Raw genomic sequence first — 24,270 nt, 5'->3', positions numbered from 1 at the left:
TTTATGAACAGACTGTTCGAGATGCTCGAGCGCCTGTCCCTGCGCAGCAAATTGATCATCGGCTTCGCGGCGTTGATGACATTAATCCTGATACTCGGCGTGCAAAGCCTGCGCACCCAGTATTCGCTCAGAAACGAAATGCAGCAGTTGTACCAACAGGATCTGGTGGGTATCCAGCATGTGCAGGAGGTTCGGGTACAGTTGCCGCATCTGTTGCTCGCCATGCAACGTGCAATCGCTACCAACAACGCGGACATCCGCATCAGCGCCAGAGCCCAGATGAATGTCGCCCAGGCGCGACTCCATGAAGCGCTGGAGCAGGTACGTCCAACTCTACGCAGACAGAGCAGTATCAGCAGCCTGCTGGAATTCGAACGGGTATTACAGCGTCTGCAAAAAGATGGCGATGAAGCGTTGGAGTTCGCCGGCAAGGGTTCCTTGGGTCAGGCCTTGATGTTGCTCAACAGTAAGGATTTTCTTGCGTTGGAACAGGGCGGCGACGGGTTGCTCAACCAGATCGAGAAAAACAAGGAAGCCGACATCCACGATACGGCGAAGAACCTCGCTGAGTACGCCCAGCGCAGCAGCATGATCACCTATGTCTTGCTGTTGGGCGGTTCAACGTTGGCTTTGCTGTTGACCTGGCTGGTAAGTTATTCCATTCGTGTGCCGCTCAACCGCGTCCGCGTGGCGGTTGATGAATTGGCGTCGGGCAAGCTGGACGGCCAGATCCCGCACACCGACCTGCACAACGAAACCGGCGACCTGGCACGGGCCATTGCCACGCTTCAAGTGGAGGCTTGTCAACTTGAACGCCAGCGTTGGGTGAAAGGCCATGCCTCGCTCCTGCAAGTGGATCTGCAACAGGCTGAGACGCCACAGCAATTGGCCCAGGCTTTTTTCAGCCGCATCGCGCCCCGTTTGGGCATGTGCCAGGGGGCGCTTTACGTGCTCTATGAGGGCGCGTTGCGCCTGCAATTAGTCGGCGGTTATGCGGTGGACAGTGAGCACCCGTTGCCCGCCGAGCTTGAACTCGGTGAGGGGTTGCTTGGCCAGTGCGCACTGGATCGCCAACCCCGTCAGCTTGAGGATCTGCCCGAATCGTTCTGGCATGTGCGCGCGCAGTTGGGCGCAGCTGCTGCCAGCCATCTGATGGTGCAGCCGGTGCTGCGTGGCGAGCGCCTGCTCGGGGTTTTGGAAATGGCTGGCTTTCACTCGCTGGAGGAGAAAGAGGCGTTGCTCTTGCAAGAAGTCCTGCCGAGGCTGGCCGGTGCGATGGCCATTATGGAACGCAGCGAGGCAGCCCAGGCGCTGCTGCAGGAGACACGGCGCCAGGCTGACGAAATGGGCGCGCAAACCTTGCTGCTGGAACACCAGGCCAGAGAGCTGGAGGCCCAGCAGGCAGAACTGCGCGCCACCGAGGCCTGGTACCGCGGCATCATCGAGGCAGCCCCGGACGGCATGCTGGTGCTGGGAGCCGACGGCCGCATCCTGATGACCAACCCGCAAATGGACACCTTGTTTGGTTACGCCCCCGGCGAGCTGATTGGCGCCAGTATCGAGCGTCTGGTACCGCAGGCTGCCCGCGAGCGGCATGTCAGGTTACGCGACGGCTTCATTGCCAGCGGCGGAACCCGGCAGATGGGCGGCGATCTGGACGATTTGAGCGGAGTACGCAGAGACGGCAGCCTGTTCTCCGTGGAAATCGGTCTTTCCCATTTGCCCCGCCTCGAGGGTCGTGGCGTCTGTGTGTGCGCCTCGGTGCGCGATGTCAGTGAGCGCCGGGCTATGGAAGCCAGGCTGCGAACTGCCAGCGATCGCCTGAACCTGGCACAAGAGGCCGGTGACATCGGGTTGTTCGACGTCGATCTGGTCAGCGGCACCAACTATTGGACTCCTCAGCTTGAAACGCTGTTCGGACTTGAGGCTGGCGGCTTCGGTGGCTCGTTGGCGCACTGGGAGGCGCTGGTGCATCCCGAGGATGTGGCGCGAGTCAGCAGCACGTTCGAGAACGCCGTTCAGGGTGGCGATGATCGCGTCGAGTTCGACTTCCGGATCGTGCGTAAAAACGATGGGCAGGTGCGCACGTTCCGCTCGCTGAATCGCTTCTCACGCACGCCTGACGGCAAACCATTGCGCGCAACCGGCATCAACATCGACGTCACCGCACTGGCAGAGGCAAGGGCTGCGGCCGAAGAGGCCACGCTGGCCAAGAGCGAGTTCCTCGCCAACATGAGCCATGAGATCCGAACACCGATGAACGCCATCATCGGCATGAGCCACTTGGCGCTGCGTACAGAATTGGATAAACGCCAGCGCAACTACATTGAAAAGGTCCACCGATCAGCGGAGAACCTGCTGGGAATCATCAACGACATCCTCGACTTCTCCAAGATCGAGGCCGGCAGGATGAACCTCGAACACGTGCCTTTCCGCCTGGAGGACGTATTCGACAGTTTCACCTCGATGATTGGCCTGAAGACCGAGGACAAAGGCCTGGAGTTGTTGTTCCAGATCCCGCCCGACTTGCCCACGGCACTGCTGGGTGATCCTCTGCGGTTGGGGCAAGTGCTGATCAACCTGGGCAACAACGCAGCCAAATTCACCGAGCATGGAGAGATCGTGGTCGGAGTGGAAGAAGTGGGGGCGCACACGGACAGTGTGCAACTGCATTTCTGGGTCCGCGACACAGGCATTGGCATGACCATCGAGCAGTGTTCACGCCTGTTTCAGTCATTCAGCCAGGCGGACAGTTCGATCACCCGCAAATACGGTGGCACCGGGTTGGGGCTGTCTATCTCGAAGAAGCTGGTGGAGCTGATGGCCGGCCGAATCTGGGTCGAAAGTGAACCGGGGATAGGCTCTACATTCCATTTCCAGGTGCAACTCGGCGTGCAGCAAAACGTTCTGCCGCGTCGCATGTTCAAGGCCGGCGAACTGCTTGGTATGCGGGTACTGGTCGTGGATGACAACACCAGTGCCCGTGAAATTCTCTCGGGCATGGCACGCAGCTTTGGCCTGGAAGTGGATGTCGCGCAGAGCGGTAGTCTGGCGCTGCGCATGTTGGCCGACGCCGAGCACAAGGTATTGCCTTACGATCTGGTCTTGATGGACTGGCGAATGCCCGGCATGGATGGCATGGAAGCCGTAAGCAGAATGCATTCCGCCAGTCTGATGCGAACACCATCGGTCATCATGGTGACCGCTTTTGGCCGTGAGGAAGCCCGCGAAGAAGCCGAACGTCAGGGTCTCCAGTTGCCGGTGATACTGACCAAACCCGTCACGCCGTCCTCGTTACTCGAAGCCATCGGTGTCGTGCTGGGCAGAGACACGCCCAGCGATACTCGGGCTAGCGAACGCTTCCAACAGAATGCCAGTACCGTAGCCAGTCTCAATGGCGCGCGGCTGCTTCTGGTCGAAGATAACGAGCTGAATCAGGAATTGGCCAGTGAGCTGCTGGAAAGTGTCGGAATACGCTTGCGACTTGCCACGCACGGCCAAGAGGCCTTGGATATCCTCGGCGAGGATGACGACTTCGATGGCGTGCTGATGGATTGCCAGATGCCAGTGATGGATGGCTACACGGCCACCCGGCAAATTCGCCAGCAACCGCGCTTCAGCAATCTGCCAGTGATCGCCATGACCGCCAACGCTATGGACGGTGACCGCGAGCGTGCGCTCGAATGCGGCATGAACGACCATATCTCCAAGCCACTGAATGTCGAAACGATGTTCGCGACAATGGCAAAGTGGATTAAACCAAGAGCCGCTCAAGCACCGCTGAACGCAGGTTTCACCGATGGCTTGCCAGATCGTCTTGAGGGCATTGATCTGGCTGCGGGTCTCGCCACTTGCATGGGGCGGCGGGATCTCTACTTACGTCTGCTCTGCAAGTTTCGCGATACCCAGACAGACTTTGCCGAGCAATTCCAGGCCGCACGAATCGATCCGGATCCTGGTGCCGCGGGACGGCTGGCGCACAGTTTGCGCGGCACCGCCGGCAACATCGGCGCCAAGACCGTGGCGCAGGCTTGCGCTTTGTTAGAACAGGCCTGCCAGAACGGCGAGCCGGCTACGGTAGTGCAAGCGCTAGCGATGCAGGTCGAGCATTGCTTGCTCCCAACCCTGGCGGCTCTGGCCGACCTTAAGGCAAACACACCGGCCTCCATGGATGGCTACCCGCTGGACGACTCGGCAATCAGCGAGCAACTGAACAGGCTTATCGCTCTTTTGGGCGAAGGTGATACGGCGGCTTCGGACGTGCTGGTGGCACTGCGCAATATGCCACTCGATCAAGCGTTGGCAGAACGGCTGGCACTCGCCGCGGCGCAGGTGAAACTGTTCGACTTTGATCGCGCCTTGCAGCTCATTCAGGATAAATGAATTGGGTAAGCAGATAGCCGCTAACCGTTAACTGCAGTTGACCGCTTTTGGCCGTAAGCGGCCATACCGAGTGACATTTGCGCACAATCAAAGCGGAATACTCTGGTCATAATCCATTGAAATTACTCGTTTTAGTCATGGACTTGAAAACCGTCGACTGTAACAGGTCCATGAGTTCGAATCCCATCGCCTCCGCCATCTTATGTACCGACAAAGCCCTGATTATCCAGGGCTTTGTTGTTTCCGGGGTTTGAGATTTTCACCCTGCAATTTCTGGATCGTTTCCGCATTTTTTCATTCATTTCCGCAACCCTCCCCCACTCTCATCCAAATCGAACGGCTCGGCAAAGATCTTCGGCACGCGTCTGGTGCCGGCGTGATCTCGATCGGCCAGATGCTCGCGCTCGATCTTGTTCGCTAACGAACCAAAGTGATATTGGCTCGCAGAGCCTAGAGACAACTTCAGTCAGTGTTCCGATACTGCCGATGGCGGTAGGTTGATACATGGCCCTTAGCGACCCGTTGATCACCGCAAGCATCACTCTGGATTATCTCGGCGCGGTGCAAATCAACGAGTGGCTCGAAGTGCGTCTTGAGCACTCCAGAAAGGGACGTCAATCGGCGTTTGCTGACGTCAGTCTGCACATCGGTGAACGAACGGTCGCGCGCGCCAGTGCCGTGTTCGCCCTGCCGCTGAGCTGAGGCGCTACACATCAGTCTGACGCCTCAGAATCGTCCCGCGCCGGCACAGGAATTTGCCACGAGGGTTTCTTGCTGATCTGGCTATCGAACGTGCGTCGCGCTTCGCGGAAACCCTCGACGTTTTCCACCACCCAAGTCCAGATCGGCGACATCCGCACCAGCAATCCCATGCCCAATGGCGTCAGCTCGTACTCGACGTGCGGCGGCACCTGGTCGAGCTCGCGCCGAGTCAGCAGGCCGTCGCGTTCAAGCGCACGCAGGGTTTTGGTCAACATGCGCTGAGTCACACCGGTCATCTGCCGTTTGATCTCGGCATGGCGCATCGTGCCGTAGACCCCCAAGGCATGCAGGATGCCCAAAGACCAGCGACTACCGGCGTGCGCAAGCACTTCGCGGCGCACGCCATCATCGTCTCGTCTGAGCGTCTGGCAGATTGCTTCTGCCTCACTGAGCGCTTGCTGATCAGTCATTTCTTCACCTGGTATCACGCGTGTGCCTTCTTCTGAGTGCCGCCCGATCGTGCCAGCATTTGCCGATCTTACATGCAGATTTCAGGAGACATCATGACCGAATGGAACCACCCTTCCGCGCAATCCATTCTCGTCCTGGGCGCAGGTGAGCTCGGCCTGCCGGTTTTGCGCAACCTTGCGCGAGTGGCAAAGCGCTCGCCCGGCAGCACGATCAGCGTGCTGCTCAGGGGCTCAACGATCAATAGCAAGGTGCAGGGAAAGAAAGCCGAAATCGATGAACTGCGCAGTCTCGGCGTACAAATGGTGGCGGCAGATCTGGTCAACGATTCAATCGATCAACTGGCCGAAATCTTCGCACCGTTCGATACCGTCATCGGCTGCGCCGGCATGGTCGCTGGTCGCGAGACACCGATGAAGCTGGCGACCGCCGCGCTCAAGTCCGGCATCAAACGCTACTTTCCCTGGCAGTTTGGCGTGGATTTCGAGGTGATCGGCCGGGGCAGTCCGCAGGATCTGTTCGATGCTCAACTCGACGTGCGCGAACTGCTGCGCGCGCAGGACAAAACCGAATGGGTGATCATCTCGACCGGCATGTTTACCAGCTTCCTGTTTGAGCCAGTATTTGAAGTCGTTGATTTCGACAACGACACCGTTAACGCCTTGGGCAGCCTGGACACCAGCGTGACGCTCACGACCCCGGATGACATCGGCAAGCTGACCGCAGAAATCGTTTTCTTCGAACCGCGTTTTCGCAACGAGATCGTGTATCTGTCGGGCGACACGCTGACCTATGAACAGGTCGCGGGCCTTCTCGAACGCGTGCTCGGACAGCCCTTCAAGCGTAACGTCTGGACAGTGCCGCACCTGATGCAGGAACTGGAAAAAGACCCCACTCACCACATCAAAAAGTACCGCGCGGTGTTTGCCCAAGGTCGAGGTGTGGCGTGGCCTAAAGCGGGCACTTTCAATGAGCATCGAGCGATTCAGGTCACGACTGCTGAGCAGTGGGCGCGGGAAAACCTCAAGGCTGATTGAATGTCAGCTCGACTTACGCTTTAGCTGACATGAAGTGTCCCACTTTAAAAATCATCCATTGATGTGTGAACCGATAACCCGTGAGATAGGCACGGCTACAAACAGCCCGCCATCCGCTGATAACAAGAAAAAGGTTCACAAATCATGCGCAAGTTCGTAAAAATCCTGACCCTGACTTCCTCCGTCCTCCTTTCGGCGCCGTTCACTGTTCAAGCGCAGGAGTCCACTAAAGACACCGGCCCGGCCTTTGTTGTGCACCGGTTGACCGACTTTCTCTACGCCATCGGCGAACCCGATTACTATCAGAAAAATTTCTCGTATTTATTGGTCGGGAAGAACCAGGCGTTGATGTTCGATGCAGGGGCGAATCAGAAAGAAAACATCACGCACGTGGCGAGCAGGATCACCGACAAGCCGCTTTCGATGCTGCCATCGCACCTGCACTTTGATCACCTGGGCGGCCTGCACAACTTCAACAGCATCTACCTGGTCGACACTCCGTTCACTCGCCGGTTCAGAGGCAAGGATGGCGTCTACCGTGTGCCCGAGCCGGTCTATCTGGGCAACTTCGATCACATGGTGGTGCCGCCCTTCAAAGTCGCGCGGCTGATCAAGCCCGACGAGACGATCGACCTTGGAGGCCTCAAGGTGCGCTTGATCAGCGTGCCGGGTCACACTCCGGACGAAGTCGCGCTTTTTGATGAGACGCACAACATCTTGCTCTCGGGAGATCATGTGTACCCATCGTGGCTGCTGGCAGGCAATCTCAAAGACTACGTCGCTTCGCTCGATGCCACACTGAAACTGATCAATCGGCAAACCTCCATTTATGGCGCGCATGCCGACGAGGATCCGACCAAAGTGCCGTCGATGACCTTCGCCGATGTGCAGGCGATTCGCGACAAGATGGCCCTGATCCTTGCTGGACAGACCAAAGGTGAAACCTTCAGCGATCCAGAGCTGGTCAGGAGTTCCGATCTATACAAGGTCAAGAATGACATCAGTATTCTCACCAACATCCGGTTTACCGATGGTCGTGGCTACGGTTACTGAGCGGGCTGCCCGGCCGTAGCGAGTAACCAATCGATGAACGCCCGTATTGGCGGGCGTTCGCGCGCGGCTTCAGGACAGGCCACGTAATAATTGTGCAGCGCAGGCAAGGTTCCCGACAGCGGCCGCACCAACCGGCCTTCGTCCAGATCCCGTGCGGACACCAGCTCATCGCTCAGCGCGACACCGAAACCATCGCGCGCCGCCTGCAACACCATGCCGAAGTCTTCAAAGTAGATGTCCTCTGTGCCGATGCAATTGACACTGGCGTCGGCCAGCCATTGCTGCCACTGGCTGCCGGTGTCTTCGTGGAGGAGACGGTGTCGAGCCAGATCCGCCACCTCGCGAATGGCTTTCGGCCCCCGCAGATATTGCGGGCTGCACACCGGCGTCATACGGATGCCATGCAACAAACGCCACCAGACGCCCGGCCACGGCGGCGAACCGTAGACCACTGCAATGTCGGCCCGGCGCCAGTCAACTTGCGGTATTCCCGGCGCGGTGATCACTTTCACCCGCACCGAAGTGGACGCTTCCATGAAGCGCAGCAGAGGCGTCGTCAGCCACTCCACGCCCTCGGCAGGCGGGATGGATAAGGTGATGTCGACGACGTTGCGCTCCGCATCGCAAGCGGACTGCATTGCCGCCACCGCGCCGCTGATTTCGCCCATGGCGTTTGCCACATGTTTTTGCAGCAGTCGACCGTTGGCGGTCAGCATCAGCTGCCTTCCGCGCTTCTCGAACAGCTTTATACCGAGACCGGCCTGCAACGCTTTGACTTGCTGACTCACCGCGCCAACGGTGACATGCAGCTCAACCGCAGCGGCCGCCAAACTGCCCAGGCGGGCCACACTCTCGAACACCTTGAAGTTGTGCAGAGGGGGAAACGTCATCTCATCTCCGTAAGATTCTGCGATCAGGTAAGGCATCTGGCATGGCTACTCTGATGGCACGGGGAGCTCCGCGTTACTGTTCCAGATCTTGACAGGCCTGCTAAACAAATTCTCAGTCTGGAAACTTGAGATCCGCCATTCATACTCTTCAATCTCAAAACGCACGTTGAGAAGCGCGGCATTGAGATGCGACCTACCATCGCTAAACGTACTGGTCTGGAGCATCGTCCAATGCCCGATACCAAAGTTCTCCATGACTTCGATCACCTCGCTGGTTAAGAAATGCACATTAAGAGCAAAATGCGCTGGCGTTTTCATATAGGTAGAAAACATGGCCCGAATTTCTTCACGCCCTCGGTAGCCACCGAAGCTATTTTCATAGCGGGCCCCCTTACCTTCCCATATTGCCTGCCGGGTAAACAAAGACGCCAACTCATCCAACGGCGTGTCGGCGTCCAGACCATCACATAATTGCATATACCGGTTTATGCACCGGCGGATCGCCTGTTGATCTTCGAAAACTTTTATACGGTTTTGCAGCTCTTGGACACTAGTCATGTTGTACCTCAGTCGCGGCCAGCGTGGATGGGCACGCCAGCACAGACAGTCAAGTCGCCGCACTCACAGCGAGCTGCTCGCGTAGTTATTGATTAACAGGCGGTCTGCAACTGCAAACAGCTTTTCATCACCGCCTTTGGCTGCTACCAGCTGCAGACCGACGGGCAACCCGCAGTCGCTAGTCAGCGGGATGCTCAGTGCGGGATGACCGGAAAGGTTGAATGGCCGCACCAGCGCGGTCATGCCCAATACCGCACGAGTGTCCTCCGCCTCTTCCACGCGAAGCGGGAAGTTAGGCATGGTCGGGAGCGCGATGACATCGAAACGCGTCAGAGCCTCATCCACCTCGGCGCAAAACAATTTACGCACTTCCTCAGCCCGTTCGAGCGCTTGGTCAGTGGTTTGCCCGGCGGCGGCCAGGCGGCCAGCGACATCTGCGCCAACTTTCATCGAGCTCAACAAGTGGCCGCAAGCCTGAAAGGTCTCACGGTTAATTATGGCCACGCCCGCATCATAGGCGGCCGCAAAATATTCCAGCTCAAGCCGGCCCAAAGGCAAGGAACTCCGCATTAACGCCGTGTCGACCACTGCGCTGATCACGGGGTCCGCTTGAACCTGAAGGAGGCCAATCTTCACACCTTCAGCTAACAACTGCGGTGTGAATGTCGGATCGATCATGCCCATTGCTCTTTCAAGCATCGGCAGCGTAGCGGCTATTGGGCCTACGCAATCCAAGCTGGATTGTGCAGGCATCACGCCCAACCGGCTGACTCTGCCGAATGTAGGTTTCATCCCGAAAACGCCACAGCAGCAGGCCGGGATACGCACTGATCCGCCAGTGTCGGTGCCCAGGCTGAAATCGACCAGGCCTGCGGCAACTGCCGCAGCAGATCCACTTGAGGAACCTCCTGGTATGCGCCCTGGAAAACGTGGATTTGAAGCGGTGCCGAAATGACGATTGATGCCCGTCGTGCCGAAGGCCAGTTCATGCAGGCCGACCTTGGCAGTGATATGCGCGCCTTCTCTCAATATGTTTTCAACCACCTCGGCATGCCGTTGGGCTGGAGACGCATCCTCGAGCGCGCGGGAAGAAGCGCGTGTCGGATAGCCTTGTATATCAATGGTGTCTTTAACCGCGACGCGCAAGCCGCCTCGGCTGCCCATATCGAGCGTTTCAACTATGACGTTCATCATTCCAATTCCATTGCTGTGGTATTTTCAGCCGGCGGTAGTTGTGCGGCGGTCGATCAACCTCCCGACGGCCGATGAAAAATCTCTCCCAGTGAGGCATAGAAAGGTCCCCCAAGACGTGAGAGTGGGCGCATCTTCACCGAATCAACTCGGCCACCGTCGTAAATATCCGGTGACAAGTGATAGGCAACTACCTCACCGATAAACAACTGGCTGTCGCCGTCACCCAGAGAAAGCGTCCGATGCAGCCGACACTCCATTTGCACGGGCGTGCTGGCGATACGCGGCGGTCGGATGGTGCGACTGGGTAGCACATCAATACAGAGCATTTCGACCTCACTGACATAGGGGTCGACCTCATCGGCGCAACGATGCATCAGTTCCATACTGGCTTCGGTGACCACGTTGACTACAAATTCGCCGCTTTCGAGGATGTTTCTCGCGGTGTCCTTAAGCACACCGTGACGTTGTTCGATATTGATCGCCAATAGCGTCGGACGCGTTGCGACATAGTTGTACGAACTGAACGGAGCCGCGTTGACCGTGCCCTGCGAATTGAGGGTCGTGACCCACGCAATCGGCCGCGGCGCGACACAGCCAACGATAAGCTTGTGCGCCGCAGCAGGCTCAAGTTCGCGCCCGTCTACATAAATAAACGCTTCCACTTCGACCTCTTATGTAATGGTTCCAGAAGATGAAACTGCCTGGGTAGTTACGGACAGCCCAGGCAATGGTTCGAGTTCCAGGCGCCCTACTCGGCAGTTTTTGCCGGGCGAATTGAAAGCACTGCCATGGTCGTGATCGCTCCCATGACAATCAGCATCACCGAAACCGGCCAGGCGTCCTTGTAAATGCTGAACAGCGCAGTGGCCGCCAGCGGTGCCAAGCCGCCGGAGAAGATAGAGGCGATTTCGTGCCCCATCGCCAGGCCGGAATAACGGACCTTTGGCGGAAAGAGTTCGCCCATCAGTGCCGGCTGCGTTCCGATCATGGCGCCGTGACACACCGCCAATCCCACCAGAGCAGACACGTAAACCCACACAGGCTCGTGAGTATCGAGCAACCAGAAGAACGGGAATGCGAACAGCATCAGGCCTACGGATCCGAAGGCGTATACCAACCGCCGACCGATCCGGTCTGACAGCCAGCCCCAGAAGACGATCGTGAACGCTTCAACGATCATCGCCACCATGACACTGGCAAGCACCAGTTGCGTATCCAGCCCTGTGAACTTGGCGTAGGCGACTGTAAAGGCAAGAAACAGATAGGCGCTGCCGTTCTCGGCAATGCGCAAGCCCATGGCTTGCAGTACTGCCTTGGGGTGATTGCGGAGCACTTCAAGGGCGGGCATATGTTGCGCTTTCTCCTGGCCCGCCTGGGTTTCGAATTCCTGGCTTTCCGGCAGGCTGCGGCGGATATATACCCCGACCCCGAAAATCAGAATGCTGGCGAGAAAAGGCACCCGCCATCCCCAGCTCATCATGTCGTCATAGGGCAGCATCTGGACCAGATAGAACGCTGCCGCCGACAGCACGAAACCGCCCGACACACCTAATTGGCTCCACGCTGCGTAGAACCCTACGCGGCCTTTCGGTGCATTCTCGCTGAGCATCAACACCCCGCCACCCCACTCACCGCCGGAAGCGACACCCTGTAAAATTCGCAACAAGACCAGACAGACCGGCGCCAAGTAGCCGACCTGCTCGAAGGTGGGCAAAAGGCCCATGGCGAACGTGGCAATACCCATGATCCCCAGTGTCATGATCAAGGCTTTCTTGCGCCCTGATTTGTCGCCGATATGCCCGAAAATCAGCCCACCGAGTGGCCGCGCCAGAAAGCCAACAGCGAAGCCGGCAAATGAGGCCATGGTGCCGAGAACGGGATCGGTACCCGCCGGGAAAAACAAAGGACCAAAGATGAGCGCTGCTGCGGTCCCGTACAGGAAGAAGTCATACCATTCCAAAGCGTTGCCCAATACCGAAGCGATGACGATACGGCGCATGGTCTGAGGATCGCTGTAATTTTTTATATGGGTATTCAGATTAGTCATTGTTTTACTTCTCCGGTTTTATCACCAGATCTTCCAAGTGTAGGAAGTCACCAAGCGATACTCGTTATAATCGTTGCCAAATTTTTGCTGAATACGAAAGTTTTTGACTTCGAAGAGCAAATCCTTGAACGGCCCGCTCTGAACGACATAATTGAAACTGATGTCACGTTCATTTTCCTCTTCGCGACTTAATCCCTTCCCCCGATCAATATCAGTTCCTTTGATATAACGAGTAAACATGCGCAGCCCAGGCAACCCCATGGCCGCAAAGTTATAGCCGTAGCGAACGGACCAGCTTCGTTCATCAGGCCGGATAAATGGTAATCCCGCCCAGTTCGGCAGATACAGCTGTGGCACATATCCGTTCAATGTCGGAAATACAGTTTCCCCGGCCATCCGCTGATAACTGGCGCCAAACAGATGGCCACCTTTTTCCAGCGTAATCAGCCCGCTGTAAGCACGATTATCGACTGCCCCCCCCAACGCACTGCCATCTTCACGATTGTTGAAATAACCCAAGTCGGTTCTCAGCACATAACCGTCTGCAATTGGCCAGGCGTGCTTGATACCGCCGTAGTCCTGCTTATAGATATCGTTGAGCACGCCATGAAAATAACTGGCTTGCAGCGCCGGGGTAAGCGCATAGGTAGCCCCGGCGAAATCGAGCCCGTCACTGTGCTGACTATCCGCTGTACCCCAACGGTACAGGCGCTCGTGATCTGAAGACTGGCGGGTGACTATGGACCAGAATCGCCCGCCTACCAGGGTCAGGCGATCGAGATCACGAGACTCGATTACGGCGCCTTGATAGATCGTGTCGAGCAATCGACTGGGATCGTTGGAGGCCACCGGATAATTGGGTTTCTGGTCGCCGATTTTTACCGAAGTCCTGGCGTATTTGAATTTCAACGTGGCGCCTGCCCGCCCATAGTCTCGCGCGGCCTTTTGTTCATCCAGGCTATACGGCAACGTGCCGTCATTGCCGGAAGAATCCAAACGCAAAGCAAACTGCCCATTGATATCCAGTCCGACCGCTACCGGAGTTTCGCTGTAGCCTGATTCATATTGCAGATCGAAGCCCTGCGACCAGTTACCGATTTTATCGGCAGTCGGCAGGTTGTCCGTGAAATTCCTGCTCAAGTAAAAGTTCCTGAAGTTAATGGAAAGATGGCTGTCGTCCTTGATTTCGGCTAAACATCCCAGAGGAATTGCCGGACCACTGCAAATACAAATAAATGCTGTACGCAACCGCCAGTCTTTATCCATTTCTTGAACCCTGAGGTGTGATCACACAAGTCATCGGCAGTAAACCAAGTACAGGCTCGACCGGGGCATGAATGCCCGCTCGCAGTCACATTTTGTTTTTGTTTTGTCTTCAGATATCCAGCACCAGGCGCGAGTCAGTCGCCCTAGAACAACACAATATGATTTGCTCGTTACTCTGTTTTTCTTCATCGGTAAGATAAACATCCCGATGATCGGGCCTACCCTCAATCACATCGCACAGGCAGGTGCCGCAAATTCCCTGCTCACACGACACTTCAACTTTTATCCCGACAGCAGCCAGCGCGTCGACGATGCTTTGCCCTTCTTCGACTTGCACGGTTTTCCCACTGCGGGCAGCGACGACTTCGAAGCTTTCGCCGGCCCTGTCGGTCTCGACCTGAAAATATTCGCGATGTATCCGCTGCTCGTCATAGCCCTGGCCGCGTGCACTTTCGATGACCCAGTCCATGAATCCCATCGGCCCGCAGGTGTAAACGTGGCTGCCGGATGGCGCGGCATTCAGCACTGCGCTCAAATCCAGATATTGGTGCGGGTCTGCATCACTGAAATGTGTGAACACTCGGGCCGCGAAAGGCGCCGCTTCCAGTTCATCGACGAAAGCGCAGCGCGCCCTCGATTGCCCCTTGTAATGAAGCTCGAAGCTTTGGCCCTGCGCATGCAATGCATACGCCATCGCAATCATCGGGGTGATGCCAATGCCGCCGCCCAGCAAAATTGAATGACTGGCATCGGCAATTAGTGGAAACAAGTTTCGTGGCGCGCTTATGCGGATATCCGTCCCCGGCACGAGACGATCGTGAACCGCTGTTGAGCCACCTCGGGAATTGCCATCCCTGAGCACGCCGAGCCGGTAGACGTTGTTGTTGCCCGGGTCACCGCATAAGGAATATTGCCTGACGAGCTCCGCACCGAGGTGCAGGTCGACGTGCGCACCAGCGGTAAACGCAGGCAACGGCTGGCCGTCGGCAGCGGCCAGTTCCAAGACAACGACGTCGTCGCCTTGTACCTCACGCTTGCGGACGATCACATCAAGCATCTGATCGTTCATGGCCGATTCCTCAAAGGATATAGCCGATACCAGCGAGCGAATCGTCGCTGTTGATCAGGCTGATGACTTTGCGGTGAAGTTTGAATTGTCCCTCGTAACGCACCAGCTCGTAGACCACATCAGCGCTGTAATGCTTGAGACTCTCCTTGCGAAACTCGCGCACATTCTGCGCGCATCGCACGGTGACGCTGGCACCGTCATCGGCCAGCACGCGTATACGCGACAGAGTCCTGACGGTACGGGGCTGCGGGCTGGTCGAGATAGACTCGCCGCCCACCAGGCGCTGCACACGCAATAGGCGCATGTGGTGATCGTCATAGGCGTAATTGAGGGTGTTTTCGAAGTCAGTTTCCTTCGGGTCGATCGGGATCACGTAAACACCTTTTTCGGTCCACCTGCCCAACCAGTTTTCATATTCGCCGTGATCCAGCATGTCGCCTTCCTGCCAAATGAAAGCGGTCACTTCTTGCAGCAATTGCAGGTTCATAGATTTCTCCACTCTCAAGCCGACATCAACTTTTTCCACTGCTGGTACGCCGCACGCATGCCGGTCTCGGCGCTCACGTCGGAAATCCGGCCGTCTTCGCTAGTCTTCTCACCAGGCAATCCGCGGTTGAGCATGATCCATAACTCCTCACCGGCACTGGCGCCCTTCTGCACGCGCTCCCATGCCTCGGAATCGTCCGGCGTGCCGAAACCCATCGGGCCCTGAAAGTGCTCGTGCAGGCGTAACCGGTAACGGTTGGCGGCTGCCGGGCCGCCGTCCATGGTGATCACGGAGTGATGGATCTCGGTCTCGGTCACTGAAATCGGCTGCAACACCCGGAAAAAGGCCATCGAACACGCAACATTGGGAAACAGGTTGAGGTTGAAACCCGATCCGCCTACAGCACGGACAATGCGACGAACCTGCAGCTCGTCTATGCCCTCTTCGCGTAACTCGGCGGCGAGCCTTTCGAAACGTTCAGGAATCGGTTTATCAAGGTCAGCTTCGAGATCGACCAGATCAGGAATCATCACCATGACGCTATGGCCGTTGCCCAGGTCTTCGACATAACCGGGGCCATTGACGAAGTCGAACAGGGCCAGGGTCTGCTCGTCCACCGAGGACAGAAAGCTTTTGTGCACCAACGGGAAGTGATAGGCGTCGGTGGTGTTTTCCAGCTGGATTTTCCAGTTACCGGGAAAGCGGAAACGATGCTCGCCGGGGACCTTGATGCCATAGCCGGCCCCCTGTTTCATAAACAGGTCCATCCATTTTTTCGCCGCGCCGAGGAAATCTTCCAGCGGCTCGATGTCCTGTTTGAAGGTCGCGAAAACCATGCCGGCGTAGCTTTCGGTGCGTAGACTGATCAGCGGCAGTTCGCTCTTGTCCAGGCAGTCGCCGTAGCTCTCCGGATGCGGAATGCCGCGCAACGAACCATCGAGGGCATAGCCCCAGCCGTGATAGGGACAGACGAAGCTGTTTGTCTTGCCTTTCTTGTGCTCGCAGACAGTGGCCCCACGGTGGCGGCAGCGATTAAGCAGTACGTTGATCGACTTTTTACGGTCGCGCACGACAATCACCGGCTGCTTGCCGATATAGGTCGTTTTGTAGCTACCCGCCTCGGGCACTTCGCTTTCGTGCGCCACCCAAATCCAGGTGCTGTGGAAGATTTTTTCCAACTCGGCATCGAAGAGCTGCGGATCGGTATAGAGCGACGTATGAACACGATCACCCTGCACCAGGTCTTGAGGGTCAACCGACAGATTGACGGTGGGAATAAGCTTGGTCACGGAATCACCTTACTATTTTGGCAGTACAAGGTTTCGCGGGCGCATAGCGTCTGTCACGCCCACGGCACGGCAGCGCGTCCAGCGCAGCGCGTTGGGTATCGGCAGTCAGCTCAGAATGCGAGCGGCAAAAGACGGGGTTGGCTTCTTAGGGATCCATAACGCGCCAGTGACACTGGCACGTACGAGCGCAGAGACGGGTTTGAGTGCACGGTCATGGCATTAGCCCTCGTTCTTGTGCGCCTCCCGGCTGGGAAGCTTTATGACTCACAAGCTAAAGGGCAGCGGCCGACCGCTCAATGACAGGTCCCGTCAAAGTCGTTGCGCCTAGCGCAACAAGCTTGGACGGTTAAACAGGGGCGGATACGCACGCGCAGCTACTGAAGCGCCCTCCTCATGGTCTTGGCGATGTCCATGGCCAACTCACGGCTCAACTCGTCAAGGCTTCGGCCGCGACGCGCAACGACATGAATTTCTGTGGCATTCAGTTCTTCGCAATCTATCGTCAAAGCTTTGAATATGCCGTTGCGCATTTCATCCGTGACGTGCAGTTCAGTTAGAAGAGTGGCGCCAAGGCCGGAGCGAACGAAATCAAGGATCACCGACAGCGAATTGGAGGTCATCGACGGAGTGACGTCGATGGACTGCTCTCGACAAACGCCATCGAGTAATTCTCTGACGCGAAATTTCGGTCCAGGCAGCACCAGTGGCTGTCGGGCCACTTCTTCAAGCGTGACAACGCTGCGTTGCGCCAGCGCACTGTCCCGATGAACGATCAGGCGCAGCGGCTGCGGCAGGCTGAAAAGCCGGTTCAGACGCGTTATCTGATCAGGCGCGAAGACGACGCCCAAGTGTGCTTCGTCCGCGATTACCATACGTTGCACTTCGCAGGACGGGGCGGTGATGATTTCGCTCTTGTGCAAATGGTGCGCACGCATCAGTTCCTGAAGGGAATTGATCGATTTCGCACCCAGCAAACCCTCTCCTACTGCGATCACGGTTGTCGCGTCGGCAATGCCGCGCAACTTATCCAGATGAGTCATGAACGCAGCGTAGCGAATGTTACGCTCCTCGTAGTAGGCCACGGCTGCTTCACCTGCGGCTGTGAGACTCATCCGGTGCGTGCCCTGCCTGACCAGATCAATCCCCAATTCTTCTTCGAGCTTGGCTATCTGGCGGCTCACGGAAGAGGTTGCGATGCCCAACTCTTCCGCGGCGGCACGCATCGAGCCCTTTGCATGGCTCAGATGCAGGTAGCGAAGACGGTTGTCCTGCAATTCAGTTTGACGACTGCTGCGATGTGGCATCGATGTACCCTTTTTCGAAACGACGTGCCGCGCAGCCATGACAGGCCTGGATGCGCAGCGATGCGGCCCGCCCCTTGAGCGAGGGGCAGTTACCGGCATCCTACATCAGGCTAATCTGGAGAGGGACGCGTATCGAATCATCGGCCACGAACAAGACGGAACAACTGACTGCGGGCAAGGCGCCTCCAAGGTGAGATACACGCAGGGGCGCAATCGCCGTTTGTCATGCAAGGGTCTAATGCTGGATTTTTATCGGCTTGCCTTGCACGAGACGTCAACGTTTCGTGCAAGGCGTGCGGCGTCATGGATACGGAGTGGTGGGCGCAATACCAGCAAACAGTGCGCCGGCGCTGTCGTAGGTCGCCTCGCCGAGGAAAGCATGCTGGGTGACTACCATCGAATCGCGCAAAATCCATTGCAGCCGGTTCTCATCGAAGATCGCTGCGGTGCCCGCCAGCCGATAAGCCATCGCCACCACCTCTGCACAGGTGTGCGCCGCGTGCGTCGCGCTCAATCGAAGCAAGTTGGCTTGCTGCTCGGTGACTGGGTCGCCGGCCAGTATGGATGCCCAGACAGCGTCCGGCGCTTCGTAGAAAAAGCCCGGGCGCTGCGCAGCATCGCCTCAGCCTTGCCCAGTTCAATCCGGTAGTACGCGCGATCACCTAGCCGGGGCGCGCCGGTAACGGTCTTGGTGCTGCCCGACATCGCCGTTACCAGATCCAGCGCCGCGCGCGCCAGCCCCAGATTTACCGCCGCATGCACTTGGGCCTGATAGGAAACCGAAGGATAACGATATAGTGGCTCATCAATGGTTGCCGCCGTACCGCGCACAAATGTCCAGGCGTGCTCAACGGTTTTGTCTTGCAGTCGTAGATCATGGCTGCCGGTTCCCTGCATGCCGACTACGTTCCAGTTTTCGACAATCTGCACTTCTCTTGCGGCAAACACCGCAGTCAATGGCTTGCCCGCAGCGGCACCGCCGCCGTTGGCCGCAGTCCCCCCAATGCCCACGCCGATCCAGTCTGCGCCCTTGCAGCCACTGGCGAAACGCCAATGGCCGGTAATCTCCCAGCCGCCATCTACGGCTTTGGCGGGCTGCAATGGATAAAGACCACCGGCATAGACCTGATCCGGTCCGTTGGCGTAGATAACCGCTTGGGTTTGCGGCGGCAAGGACGCCAGATAAATATTCGCCGAACCAAACGCCGCTACCCAGCCGGTCGAACCGTCCGCCTGGGAAATTCGTTCGATGATGCGCAAGAATTCTCCGGGCGGTAACGCATCGCCACCGAAGCACTTTGGCGTGCTGGCCCGAAAGATACCGACTGCTTTCATTTTTTCGATCATGTCACGAGGTACGTGTTTGCGCTGATTGAACTCGCCACGACGTGAGGCGATCTCGGCGATAACCGCATCCAGGCCTAGCGTGTTAATCGTTTCTGATGCAACAGAGTTTTTAACGTTCGAAATGCAGCCAACTTTGCTGTTCATCCAATTCTCCGGAATGGCAAACTTAAACACCGGCAGAATGGAGGACAAACTTGACAACGATCAAATTCGAAACATGCATAATCTAGATAAAAGACATGAATAAGCCCAATCATTACCGCTTGCAAAGACCAAAATTGGAACATTCCTTTCATTAATATCCAGCATACGAAAGACGAATTTGACCGCATGACGCTCGAGCATGAATATGCCAGCGTCAACGTTAACAATGGGAACTTGTCATCATGAATACAACAATTAAAGCAGATTTCCGTCAGGCACTTTCGTTGTTGTCAGCTGCCGTCAATATAATCAGCACCGATGGCCCCCATGGCCGTCTCGGGCTGACCGCCAGTGCCGTCTGCTCGGTCACCGATTCGCCACCGACTGTTCTGGTATGCATCAACCGCAGCAGCTCCATACACCAGGCGCTGCTGGGAAACCGCGCACTGTGTGTGAACATTCTGCCCGGCCATCAGGAAGAAATAGCCCGGCGGTTCGCCGGAATGACCGACGTACCGCCTGAAGAGCGTTTCGCCGACGATGACTGGCGCGAAGGCCATACAGGATTACCGGTGTTGGGCGATGCCCTGGCAAGTCTTGAAGGCACTGTAGTGGACATCAAGGATGTGGGGTCGCACTCGGTGCTCTTCGTCGAAGTTGCGCATATTCATGTCGGCGAGCATGGCGAAGGGCTGACCTACTTCGGGCGTAATTTTCACCGGCTCGATCGATTTGGCAGCCATGACCCGCAGGCTTCTGCTTCCTGATGAGGACTGTGAATATGACGTTTTGCCTGTTTCTTACAGCCAATAAAAGTCGAACCGAGACATGTCTTATTAAGCAAGATCCGAACTCATTGTTATCGGCGATTCCCGGCGTGATCGAGTGTGCCTGGCATGTAACATTGGCATCGACTCACGCCGATCCTTTCATCGCGGCTGAGCGTTCCCCGGAGTGCGTCATTCAACTATACTTCGGCCGTATTGATCAACTTGAGGCTGCACTGCAAACAACCGGTCCGCTTGCCAGCCTTGTATCAACCGGCAGGCTAGCCGGGTACGAGTGGCAGCAACAAGCGATGCTGGTTAGAAGCTTCAGTGATACCCGATATCCCCCGACGGCGGCGGTTGACGATGAGCGGGTTACGTATCTTGTGGAATACGCCGGCCAGGTCGCCAATGAGGCGGCCTGGGTCGAGCAATACCTTCGTCAGCACCCGCCTTTGCTGGCGAAACTGCCCTGCGTTCGTGAGGTTGAGGTCTATACCCGTCTGGATTATTGCAGCCGGCTACCTGTCGAGCGCAGCACCACGCTGCAACGCAACAAAGTCGTATTCGACTCGGCGGACGCGCTCGATCAAGCCCTTGCCTCGCCGCAGCGCGAAGTCTTGCGCAAGGATTTTCTGAGTTTGCCGCCGTTCAGTGGCTCCAGCCCCCACTACCCCATGCGTACATACCAATACCGATCCGCCTAGACGGTAATCGTCCGCCCAGGCAACTCTATCAGTGTGCCTCGCCTGTCTGCGCTGCGGCGAACAGTTCAACCAGCAGCCCTCGCAACCAGGCGATGCCGGCGTCAGAAGAAAAACGGCTGTGGTAGTAGACGCCCACCGAAATCGCTGGCAACTCGATGGGCAAACTCAACAGCCGGTACGCCTGGGTATGGTTGATCTGGGTGGCTATCGCGCGCGGCAGAATCAACGCCAGTTCTGTGGTGGCGACTATCTTCGGAGCAATCGTGAAATTCGGCACCTTCAAGGCGATGTCTCGCTGCAAGCCCACCTTGCGAAACGCTGTATCGGCGGTCAAGCCGTGCCCGGTAATGTTACTGGATACATGCACGTAGCGTAGCGCCGCCATCTGATCGAAGCTCATGCTGTCGGACTGTAATGGATGGCCTCTGCGTAGCAGGCAGATGAATTCATCTTCCAGCAGACGCTCGTAAATGCAGTCATCTGTAGGCTCGACCAGATAGCCCACAGCAATATCGATATCGCCCTTGCGCAGCGCCATGGCCAACTGGTCGATGGGCAGAGGATGGATCTCCAGGTTGATGCTCGGGGCCAGGGTAACGAGGACCTCCATCAGCCTCGGCAGGACATACAACTGCGACATGTCGGACATCGAAATGCGGAAGGTACGCGTCGCCGTTTCCGGGTCAAAGCGTGATGACATCATTAGCGCTCCCTGGATGATGTCCAGGGCATGCTCGATCGGGCCGGACAATCGAATGGCGGCATCGGTAGGTTCCATCGACGTCGCCGTTCGGACGAACAACGGGTCATCGAAAACGTCGCGCAAACGGCGCAAGGCATGGCTCACAGCGGGTTGGCTGAGATGCAGTCTTTCCGCAGCGATAGTAAGACTCCGGTGCTCCCAGATAGCCATAAAGGTTTTCAAGAGATTCAAATCAATCGTGGCCATATTGATATGTTTCGTCATGGAAGTCTCGAAGTTGCTGATGTCTACGGTTCAGCCCTGATGGAATCATCGGAAGGCCCGGCGACTAGTATGCAATCAAAGCTCAGTAACGATAAGTTTTTTCTCAGCCTTGATTAATAAAACGAACACTTCGCCGCGCTGCGCGCAATTATTCATTTGGTGCATTGCGCAAATAATTCTAGATCATTTGACCCTCTCCAATAGCGGCTATTAACGTAACAACACGCCGTCGCGAACGATTCGACGCGTTCCAAGAGATTAATCATGAGAGTCGTTGATAATATGAAAAATAAAATGACTGTACCTGCAAATGATAAGTCCAGTGCGTGTGGACCCCACGGCGTAATACGTGCAGTTTATATATCTGTCATTGGCCAGATTCTCGAATGGTATGACTTCTTCTTATATGGAACAGCGGCGGCTCTGGTTTTCGGCGAATTGTATTTCCCCATTGACGAGGATCCGCTGACTGGCGTCATTGCGGCCTATGCCGGTCTCGCGCTCGGGTTCGTCGCTCGTCCTGTCGGCGGAATATTGTGTGGGCATTTGGGCGATCGCTACGGACGCAAGATGGTGCTGACGCTAACGCTCAGCGCAATGGGCGTCGCCACCTTTTTGATGGGGCTGTTGCCCACTTATCAGAGCATCGGTATCGCTGCGCCGGTGATGCTGGTGATGTTGCGACTGGTGCAGGGGCTCGCGGCCGGCGGCGAGTGGAGCGGAAGCATTCTGGTAATCAGCGAAAACACCCACCAGAGCCAGCGCGGCCGCTTTTCCGCCTGGGCTCCATGTGGCGCGGTCGTCGGCTTCGCCCTGTCAACGGGCGCCTTCATGCTCGCGGAAAAGATCTCTGGCGATGCCTTCATGACCTGGGGTTGGCGTGTGCCGTTTCTGTTCAGCATCGTGCTGATTGCCGTGGGTCTGTATTTGCGCAGCCATATGCATGAAAGCGAGGAATTTGCACAGGTCGCGAGCGAAGGAAAAGCCGCTCGCGCACCGATCATGGAAGTGTTGCGTTTTCATCCACGGCAAATATTGATGATCTTTGGCCTGCGTTTGGGTGAAGGCTGCGCGTCATGGATGTTCTTCACCTTTTCCATCGCCTATGGCAAGTTCCTTGGTCTTTCCAACGCATTCGTTCTGGGCGCGTTGACCTTTTCGATGGTGCTGATGATTCCGTGTGCGCTGCTGGCCGGGTATATCTGCGACAAGGTGGGACGCAAACCGGTTTACCTCACAGGTGCAGTGGCTATGCTGTTGTTCGCCTACCCGTTTTTCCTGATGTTCCAGTCGGGTGAGCCGTGGATCATTGTGACTGGACTGGTATTGGCGAACGGTGTAATTCTGGGCCTTCTCGAAGGCGCTCAGCCAGCCTTCATCAGTGAGTTGCTGCCAGCCCGTCTCAGGTTCTCCGGTCTGGGCATCGGACGCGAAGTCGCCTCGGTGTTGGGTGGCGGACTGGCACCGATCATCGCCACGGCGCTTCTGGCGCACTATCGCGCTCCGGAGCCCATCGCAATCTATCTGGCCAGCATGGCGCTGATTACCGTGATCGCCACCTTGCTCACGCCTGAAACCTATCCCCGCGAGCAACGACTGCGCGACCGTGCATTGGCCGCAGAGCAGAATCGAGCGCCCGTGGAACCCTACATCGAGCGCAGCTCGGCGTTGGGTGGATAATCCCGACCGCGGCGCTGGCCATTTGCAGCCATACCACTCAGTCCTTGAGCGTGGCGATAATCTCGTGACAGCGCTGCACCATCGCACTCGTATCGTTCATCCGAGCGCTGAGGATGATGGGTGATACGGCACCCGGTTCCTCGATTTTCACGTAAACAAGATCAGCGCGGTGCTGCTGTTGTACCGCCTCTGGTACCAAGGTGATGCCAAGCCCGGCAGCGACCAGTCCGAGAGCCGTCTGCAACTCGTTGGCCCACTGCGAGACCTTGATACCCAGACCGTGATTGGCAAAAAGCGCCAGCACATGATCGGCATAGCTGGGCCTTGGATTGCCTGGATAGAGTATGAAGCGCTCGCGGCAGAGTTGCTCAAGCGTCACCGAACCAACGGCAAGCGCATGCCCGAGCGGCAGAACGGCCACCAGTGGATCCTCACGCAGCACTGTCTGCCGGACCGCGCCATCGTCGAAACGGATACGCCCAAAGCCGATATCGATGCGGCCGCTTTTCAGCGCTTCGACTTGTTGCAATGTGGTCATTTCATGCAGACCAAGTTCCAGGTTCGGATCCAGCCGCAGTTCACGGATCAGTTGCGCAAGGATCCCGTAAAGCGTCGATGGCGCAAACCCGATCGCCAGCCACTGGCGCTGGCCCTGACCAATGCGTTGGGTGTCCAGGCACAGCTGTTGAAATTGCTCGAGCAGCAGCCCGCTTTGCTCATGGAAATAGCGTCCGGCCTCAGTCAGTTGCAACGGCCGGCTGCGCTCTAGCAGCGCGGTGCCGAGGAACTCCTCAAGTTGCTGAATCTGTCGGCTCAGCGGCGGCTGAGCCATGTTCAGCCGCTCAGCCGCCCGCGTGAAATTGAGTGTCTCGGCTACCGCTTTGAAATAACGCAGGTGTCGCAAGTCCACG

The 24,270-nt window shown here is 57.1% G+C and carries 19 protein-coding genes and 2 pseudogenes; 7 read left to right on the top strand and 14 right to left on the bottom strand.

Annotated elements, in window-relative coordinates:
* Window positions 1-3: 3 nt before the first annotated feature.
* The gene (locus AB4O45_RS25695; RefSeq protein WP_460160800.1) at window positions 4-4,383 is read left to right on the top strand and encodes a response regulator; all 4,380 of its coding nucleotides are present in this window, start codon (window positions 4-6) and stop codon (window positions 4,381-4,383) included.
* Window positions 4,384-4,902: 519 nt separating this feature from the next.
* Window positions 4,903-5,085: pseudogene (locus AB4O45_RS25690) on the top strand (acyl-CoA thioesterase domain-containing protein); the annotation flags it as partial.
* Window positions 5,086-5,096: 11 nt separating this feature from the next.
* Here AB4O45_RS25690 and AB4O45_RS25685 read toward each other — a convergent pair.
* Window positions 5,097-5,555 carry a winged helix-turn-helix transcriptional regulator gene (locus AB4O45_RS25685; protein WP_460160799.1) on the bottom strand — a complete coding sequence of 153 codons (459 nt, stop codon included), beginning with the start codon at window positions 5,553-5,555 and terminating at the stop codon, window positions 5,097-5,099.
* A gap of 93 nt (window positions 5,556-5,648) precedes the next feature.
* Between AB4O45_RS25685 and AB4O45_RS25680 the strand changes: the two genes are divergently transcribed.
* Both AB4O45_RS25680 and AB4O45_RS25675 read left to right on the top strand, forming a co-directional pair.
* A complete protein-coding gene (locus tag AB4O45_RS25680) occupies window positions 5,649-6,590 on the top strand; it encodes an aromatic alcohol reductase (protein ID WP_460160798.1) in 942 nt (313 codons plus the stop codon).
* A 144-nt stretch (window positions 6,591-6,734) separates the two neighbouring features.
* Entirely contained in the window at window positions 6,735-7,643 is a 909-nt protein-coding gene (locus tag AB4O45_RS25675; protein WP_460160797.1) for an MBL fold metallo-hydrolase, read from the top strand.
* Here AB4O45_RS25675 and AB4O45_RS25670 read toward each other — a convergent pair.
* From AB4O45_RS25670 to AB4O45_RS25620, 11 genes and pseudogenes are all read right to left on the bottom strand, one after another.
* On the bottom strand, window positions 7,637-8,533 hold the full coding sequence (locus AB4O45_RS25670) for a LysR substrate-binding domain-containing protein (RefSeq protein WP_460160796.1): 897 nt from the start codon (window positions 8,531-8,533) through the stop codon (window positions 7,637-7,639). The genes AB4O45_RS25675 and AB4O45_RS25670 overlap by 7 nt on opposite strands.
* A gap of 45 nt (window positions 8,534-8,578) precedes the next feature.
* Window positions 8,579-9,091 carry a nuclear transport factor 2 family protein gene (locus tag AB4O45_RS25665; RefSeq protein WP_460160795.1) on the bottom strand — a complete coding sequence of 171 codons (513 nt, stop codon included), beginning with the start codon at window positions 9,089-9,091 and terminating at the stop codon, window positions 8,579-8,581.
* Window positions 9,092-9,154: 63 nt separating this feature from the next.
* Window positions 9,155-10,282, bottom strand: coding sequence for an amidase (locus AB4O45_RS25660; RefSeq protein WP_460160794.1), 1,128 nt, complete (start codon window positions 10,280-10,282; stop codon window positions 9,155-9,157).
* Between the two features lie 56 nt (window positions 10,283-10,338).
* Window positions 10,339-10,947 (bottom strand): flavin reductase family protein, encoded by a 609-nt coding sequence (locus AB4O45_RS25655; protein ID WP_460160793.1) that lies wholly within the window; start codon window positions 10,945-10,947, stop codon window positions 10,339-10,341.
* Window positions 10,948-11,033: 86 nt separating this feature from the next.
* Window positions 11,034-12,332 carry an MFS transporter gene (locus tag AB4O45_RS25650; RefSeq protein WP_460160792.1) on the bottom strand — a complete coding sequence of 433 codons (1,299 nt, stop codon included), beginning with the start codon at window positions 12,330-12,332 and terminating at the stop codon, window positions 11,034-11,036.
* Window positions 12,333-12,353: 21 nt separating this feature from the next.
* Window positions 12,354-13,598, bottom strand: a complete 1,245-nt coding sequence (locus tag AB4O45_RS25645; RefSeq protein ID WP_460160791.1) for an OprD family outer membrane porin — start codon at window positions 13,596-13,598, stop codon at window positions 12,354-12,356.
* Window positions 13,599-13,707: 109 nt separating this feature from the next.
* Entirely contained in the window at window positions 13,708-14,667 is a 960-nt protein-coding gene (locus AB4O45_RS25640) for a PDR/VanB family oxidoreductase (protein WP_460160790.1), read from the bottom strand.
* A gap of 10 nt (window positions 14,668-14,677) precedes the next feature.
* Window positions 14,678-15,154 carry an aromatic-ring-hydroxylating dioxygenase subunit beta gene (locus AB4O45_RS25635; RefSeq protein WP_460161524.1) on the bottom strand — a complete coding sequence of 159 codons (477 nt, stop codon included), beginning with the start codon at window positions 15,152-15,154 and terminating at the stop codon, window positions 14,678-14,680.
* Between the two features lie 14 nt (window positions 15,155-15,168).
* Entirely contained in the window at window positions 15,169-16,443 is a 1,275-nt protein-coding gene (locus AB4O45_RS25630; protein WP_460160789.1) for an aromatic ring-hydroxylating oxygenase subunit alpha, read from the bottom strand.
* Window positions 16,444-16,817: 374 nt separating this feature from the next.
* A complete protein-coding gene (locus tag AB4O45_RS25625) occupies window positions 16,818-17,747 on the bottom strand; it encodes a LysR family transcriptional regulator (protein ID WP_460160788.1) in 930 nt (309 codons plus the stop codon).
* 301 nt (window positions 17,748-18,048) lie between these two features.
* Window positions 18,049-19,238: pseudogene (locus AB4O45_RS25620) on the bottom strand (acyl-CoA dehydrogenase family protein).
* A 242-nt stretch (window positions 19,239-19,480) separates the two neighbouring features.
* Here AB4O45_RS25620 and AB4O45_RS25615 point away from each other — a divergent pair.
* Window positions 19,481-20,005, top strand: a complete 525-nt coding sequence (locus tag AB4O45_RS25615; protein WP_460160787.1) for a flavin reductase — start codon at window positions 19,481-19,483, stop codon at window positions 20,003-20,005.
* A gap of 14 nt (window positions 20,006-20,019) precedes the next feature.
* Window positions 20,020-20,712, top strand: a complete 693-nt coding sequence (locus AB4O45_RS25610; protein WP_460160786.1) for a hypothetical protein — start codon at window positions 20,020-20,022, stop codon at window positions 20,710-20,712.
* Window positions 20,713-20,740: 28 nt separating this feature from the next.
* Here the strand turns inward: AB4O45_RS25610 and AB4O45_RS25605 are convergent, their stop codons facing one another.
* Window positions 20,741-21,679, bottom strand: a complete 939-nt coding sequence (locus tag AB4O45_RS25605; protein WP_460160785.1) for a LysR family transcriptional regulator — start codon at window positions 21,677-21,679, stop codon at window positions 20,741-20,743.
* A 264-nt stretch (window positions 21,680-21,943) separates the two neighbouring features.
* Between AB4O45_RS25605 and AB4O45_RS25600 the strand changes: the two genes are divergently transcribed.
* Window positions 21,944-23,359 carry an MFS transporter gene (locus AB4O45_RS25600; protein ID WP_460160784.1) on the top strand — a complete coding sequence of 472 codons (1,416 nt, stop codon included), beginning with the start codon at window positions 21,944-21,946 and terminating at the stop codon, window positions 23,357-23,359.
* A gap of 37 nt (window positions 23,360-23,396) precedes the next feature.
* Here the strand turns inward: AB4O45_RS25600 and AB4O45_RS25595 are convergent, their stop codons facing one another.
* Entirely contained in the window at window positions 23,397-24,269 is an 873-nt protein-coding gene (locus tag AB4O45_RS25595; protein ID WP_460161523.1) for a LysR family transcriptional regulator, read from the bottom strand.
* Between the last annotated feature and the right edge of the window lies 1 nt (window position 24,270).

This window comes from Pseudomonas sp. S2_B10 (assembly GCF_054668425.1).
Note: the sequence above shows the minus strand (reverse complement) of the source record. Positions and strands in the feature narration are given on the sequence as shown.

Coding starts and splice junctions, on each gene's coding strand:
- AB4O45_RS25640 (WP_460160790.1), bottom strand. CDS start 14,667: ATGAACGATCAGATGCTTGATGTGATCGTCCGCAAGCGTGAGGTACAA.
- AB4O45_RS25600 (WP_460160784.1), top strand. CDS start 21,944: ATGAGAGTCGTTGATAATATGAAAAATAAAATGACTGTACCTGCAAAT.
- AB4O45_RS25605 (WP_460160785.1), bottom strand. CDS start 21,679: ATGACGAAACATATCAATATGGCCACGATTGATTTGAATCTCTTGAAA.
- AB4O45_RS25675 (WP_460160797.1), top strand. CDS start 6,735: ATGCGCAAGTTCGTAAAAATCCTGACCCTGACTTCCTCCGTCCTCCTT.
- AB4O45_RS25680 (WP_460160798.1), top strand. CDS start 5,649: ATGACCGAATGGAACCACCCTTCCGCGCAATCCATTCTCGTCCTGGGC.
- AB4O45_RS25650 (WP_460160792.1), bottom strand. CDS start 12,332: ATGACTAATCTGAATACCCATATAAAAAATTACAGCGATCCTCAGACC.
- AB4O45_RS25610 (WP_460160786.1), top strand. CDS start 20,020: ATGACGTTTTGCCTGTTTCTTACAGCCAATAAAAGTCGAACCGAGACA.
- AB4O45_RS25670 (WP_460160796.1), bottom strand. CDS start 8,533: ATGACGTTTCCCCCTCTGCACAACTTCAAGGTGTTCGAGAGTGTGGCC.
- AB4O45_RS25685 (WP_460160799.1), bottom strand. CDS start 5,555: ATGACTGATCAGCAAGCGCTCAGTGAGGCAGAAGCAATCTGCCAGACG.
- AB4O45_RS25660 (WP_460160794.1), bottom strand. CDS start 10,282: ATGAACGTCATAGTTGAAACGCTCGATATGGGCAGCCGAGGCGGCTTG.
- AB4O45_RS25645 (WP_460160791.1), bottom strand. CDS start 13,598: ATGGATAAAGACTGGCGGTTGCGTACAGCATTTATTTGTATTTGCAGT.
- AB4O45_RS25635 (WP_460161524.1), bottom strand. CDS start 15,154: ATGAACCTGCAATTGCTGCAAGAAGTGACCGCTTTCATTTGGCAGGAA.
- AB4O45_RS25665 (WP_460160795.1), bottom strand. CDS start 9,091: ATGACTAGTGTCCAAGAGCTGCAAAACCGTATAAAAGTTTTCGAAGAT.
- AB4O45_RS25625 (WP_460160788.1), bottom strand. CDS start 17,747: ATGCCACATCGCAGCAGTCGTCAAACTGAATTGCAGGACAACCGTCTT.
- AB4O45_RS25695 (WP_460160800.1), top strand. CDS start 4: ATGAACAGACTGTTCGAGATGCTCGAGCGCCTGTCCCTGCGCAGCAAA.
- AB4O45_RS25615 (WP_460160787.1), top strand. CDS start 19,481: ATGAATACAACAATTAAAGCAGATTTCCGTCAGGCACTTTCGTTGTTG.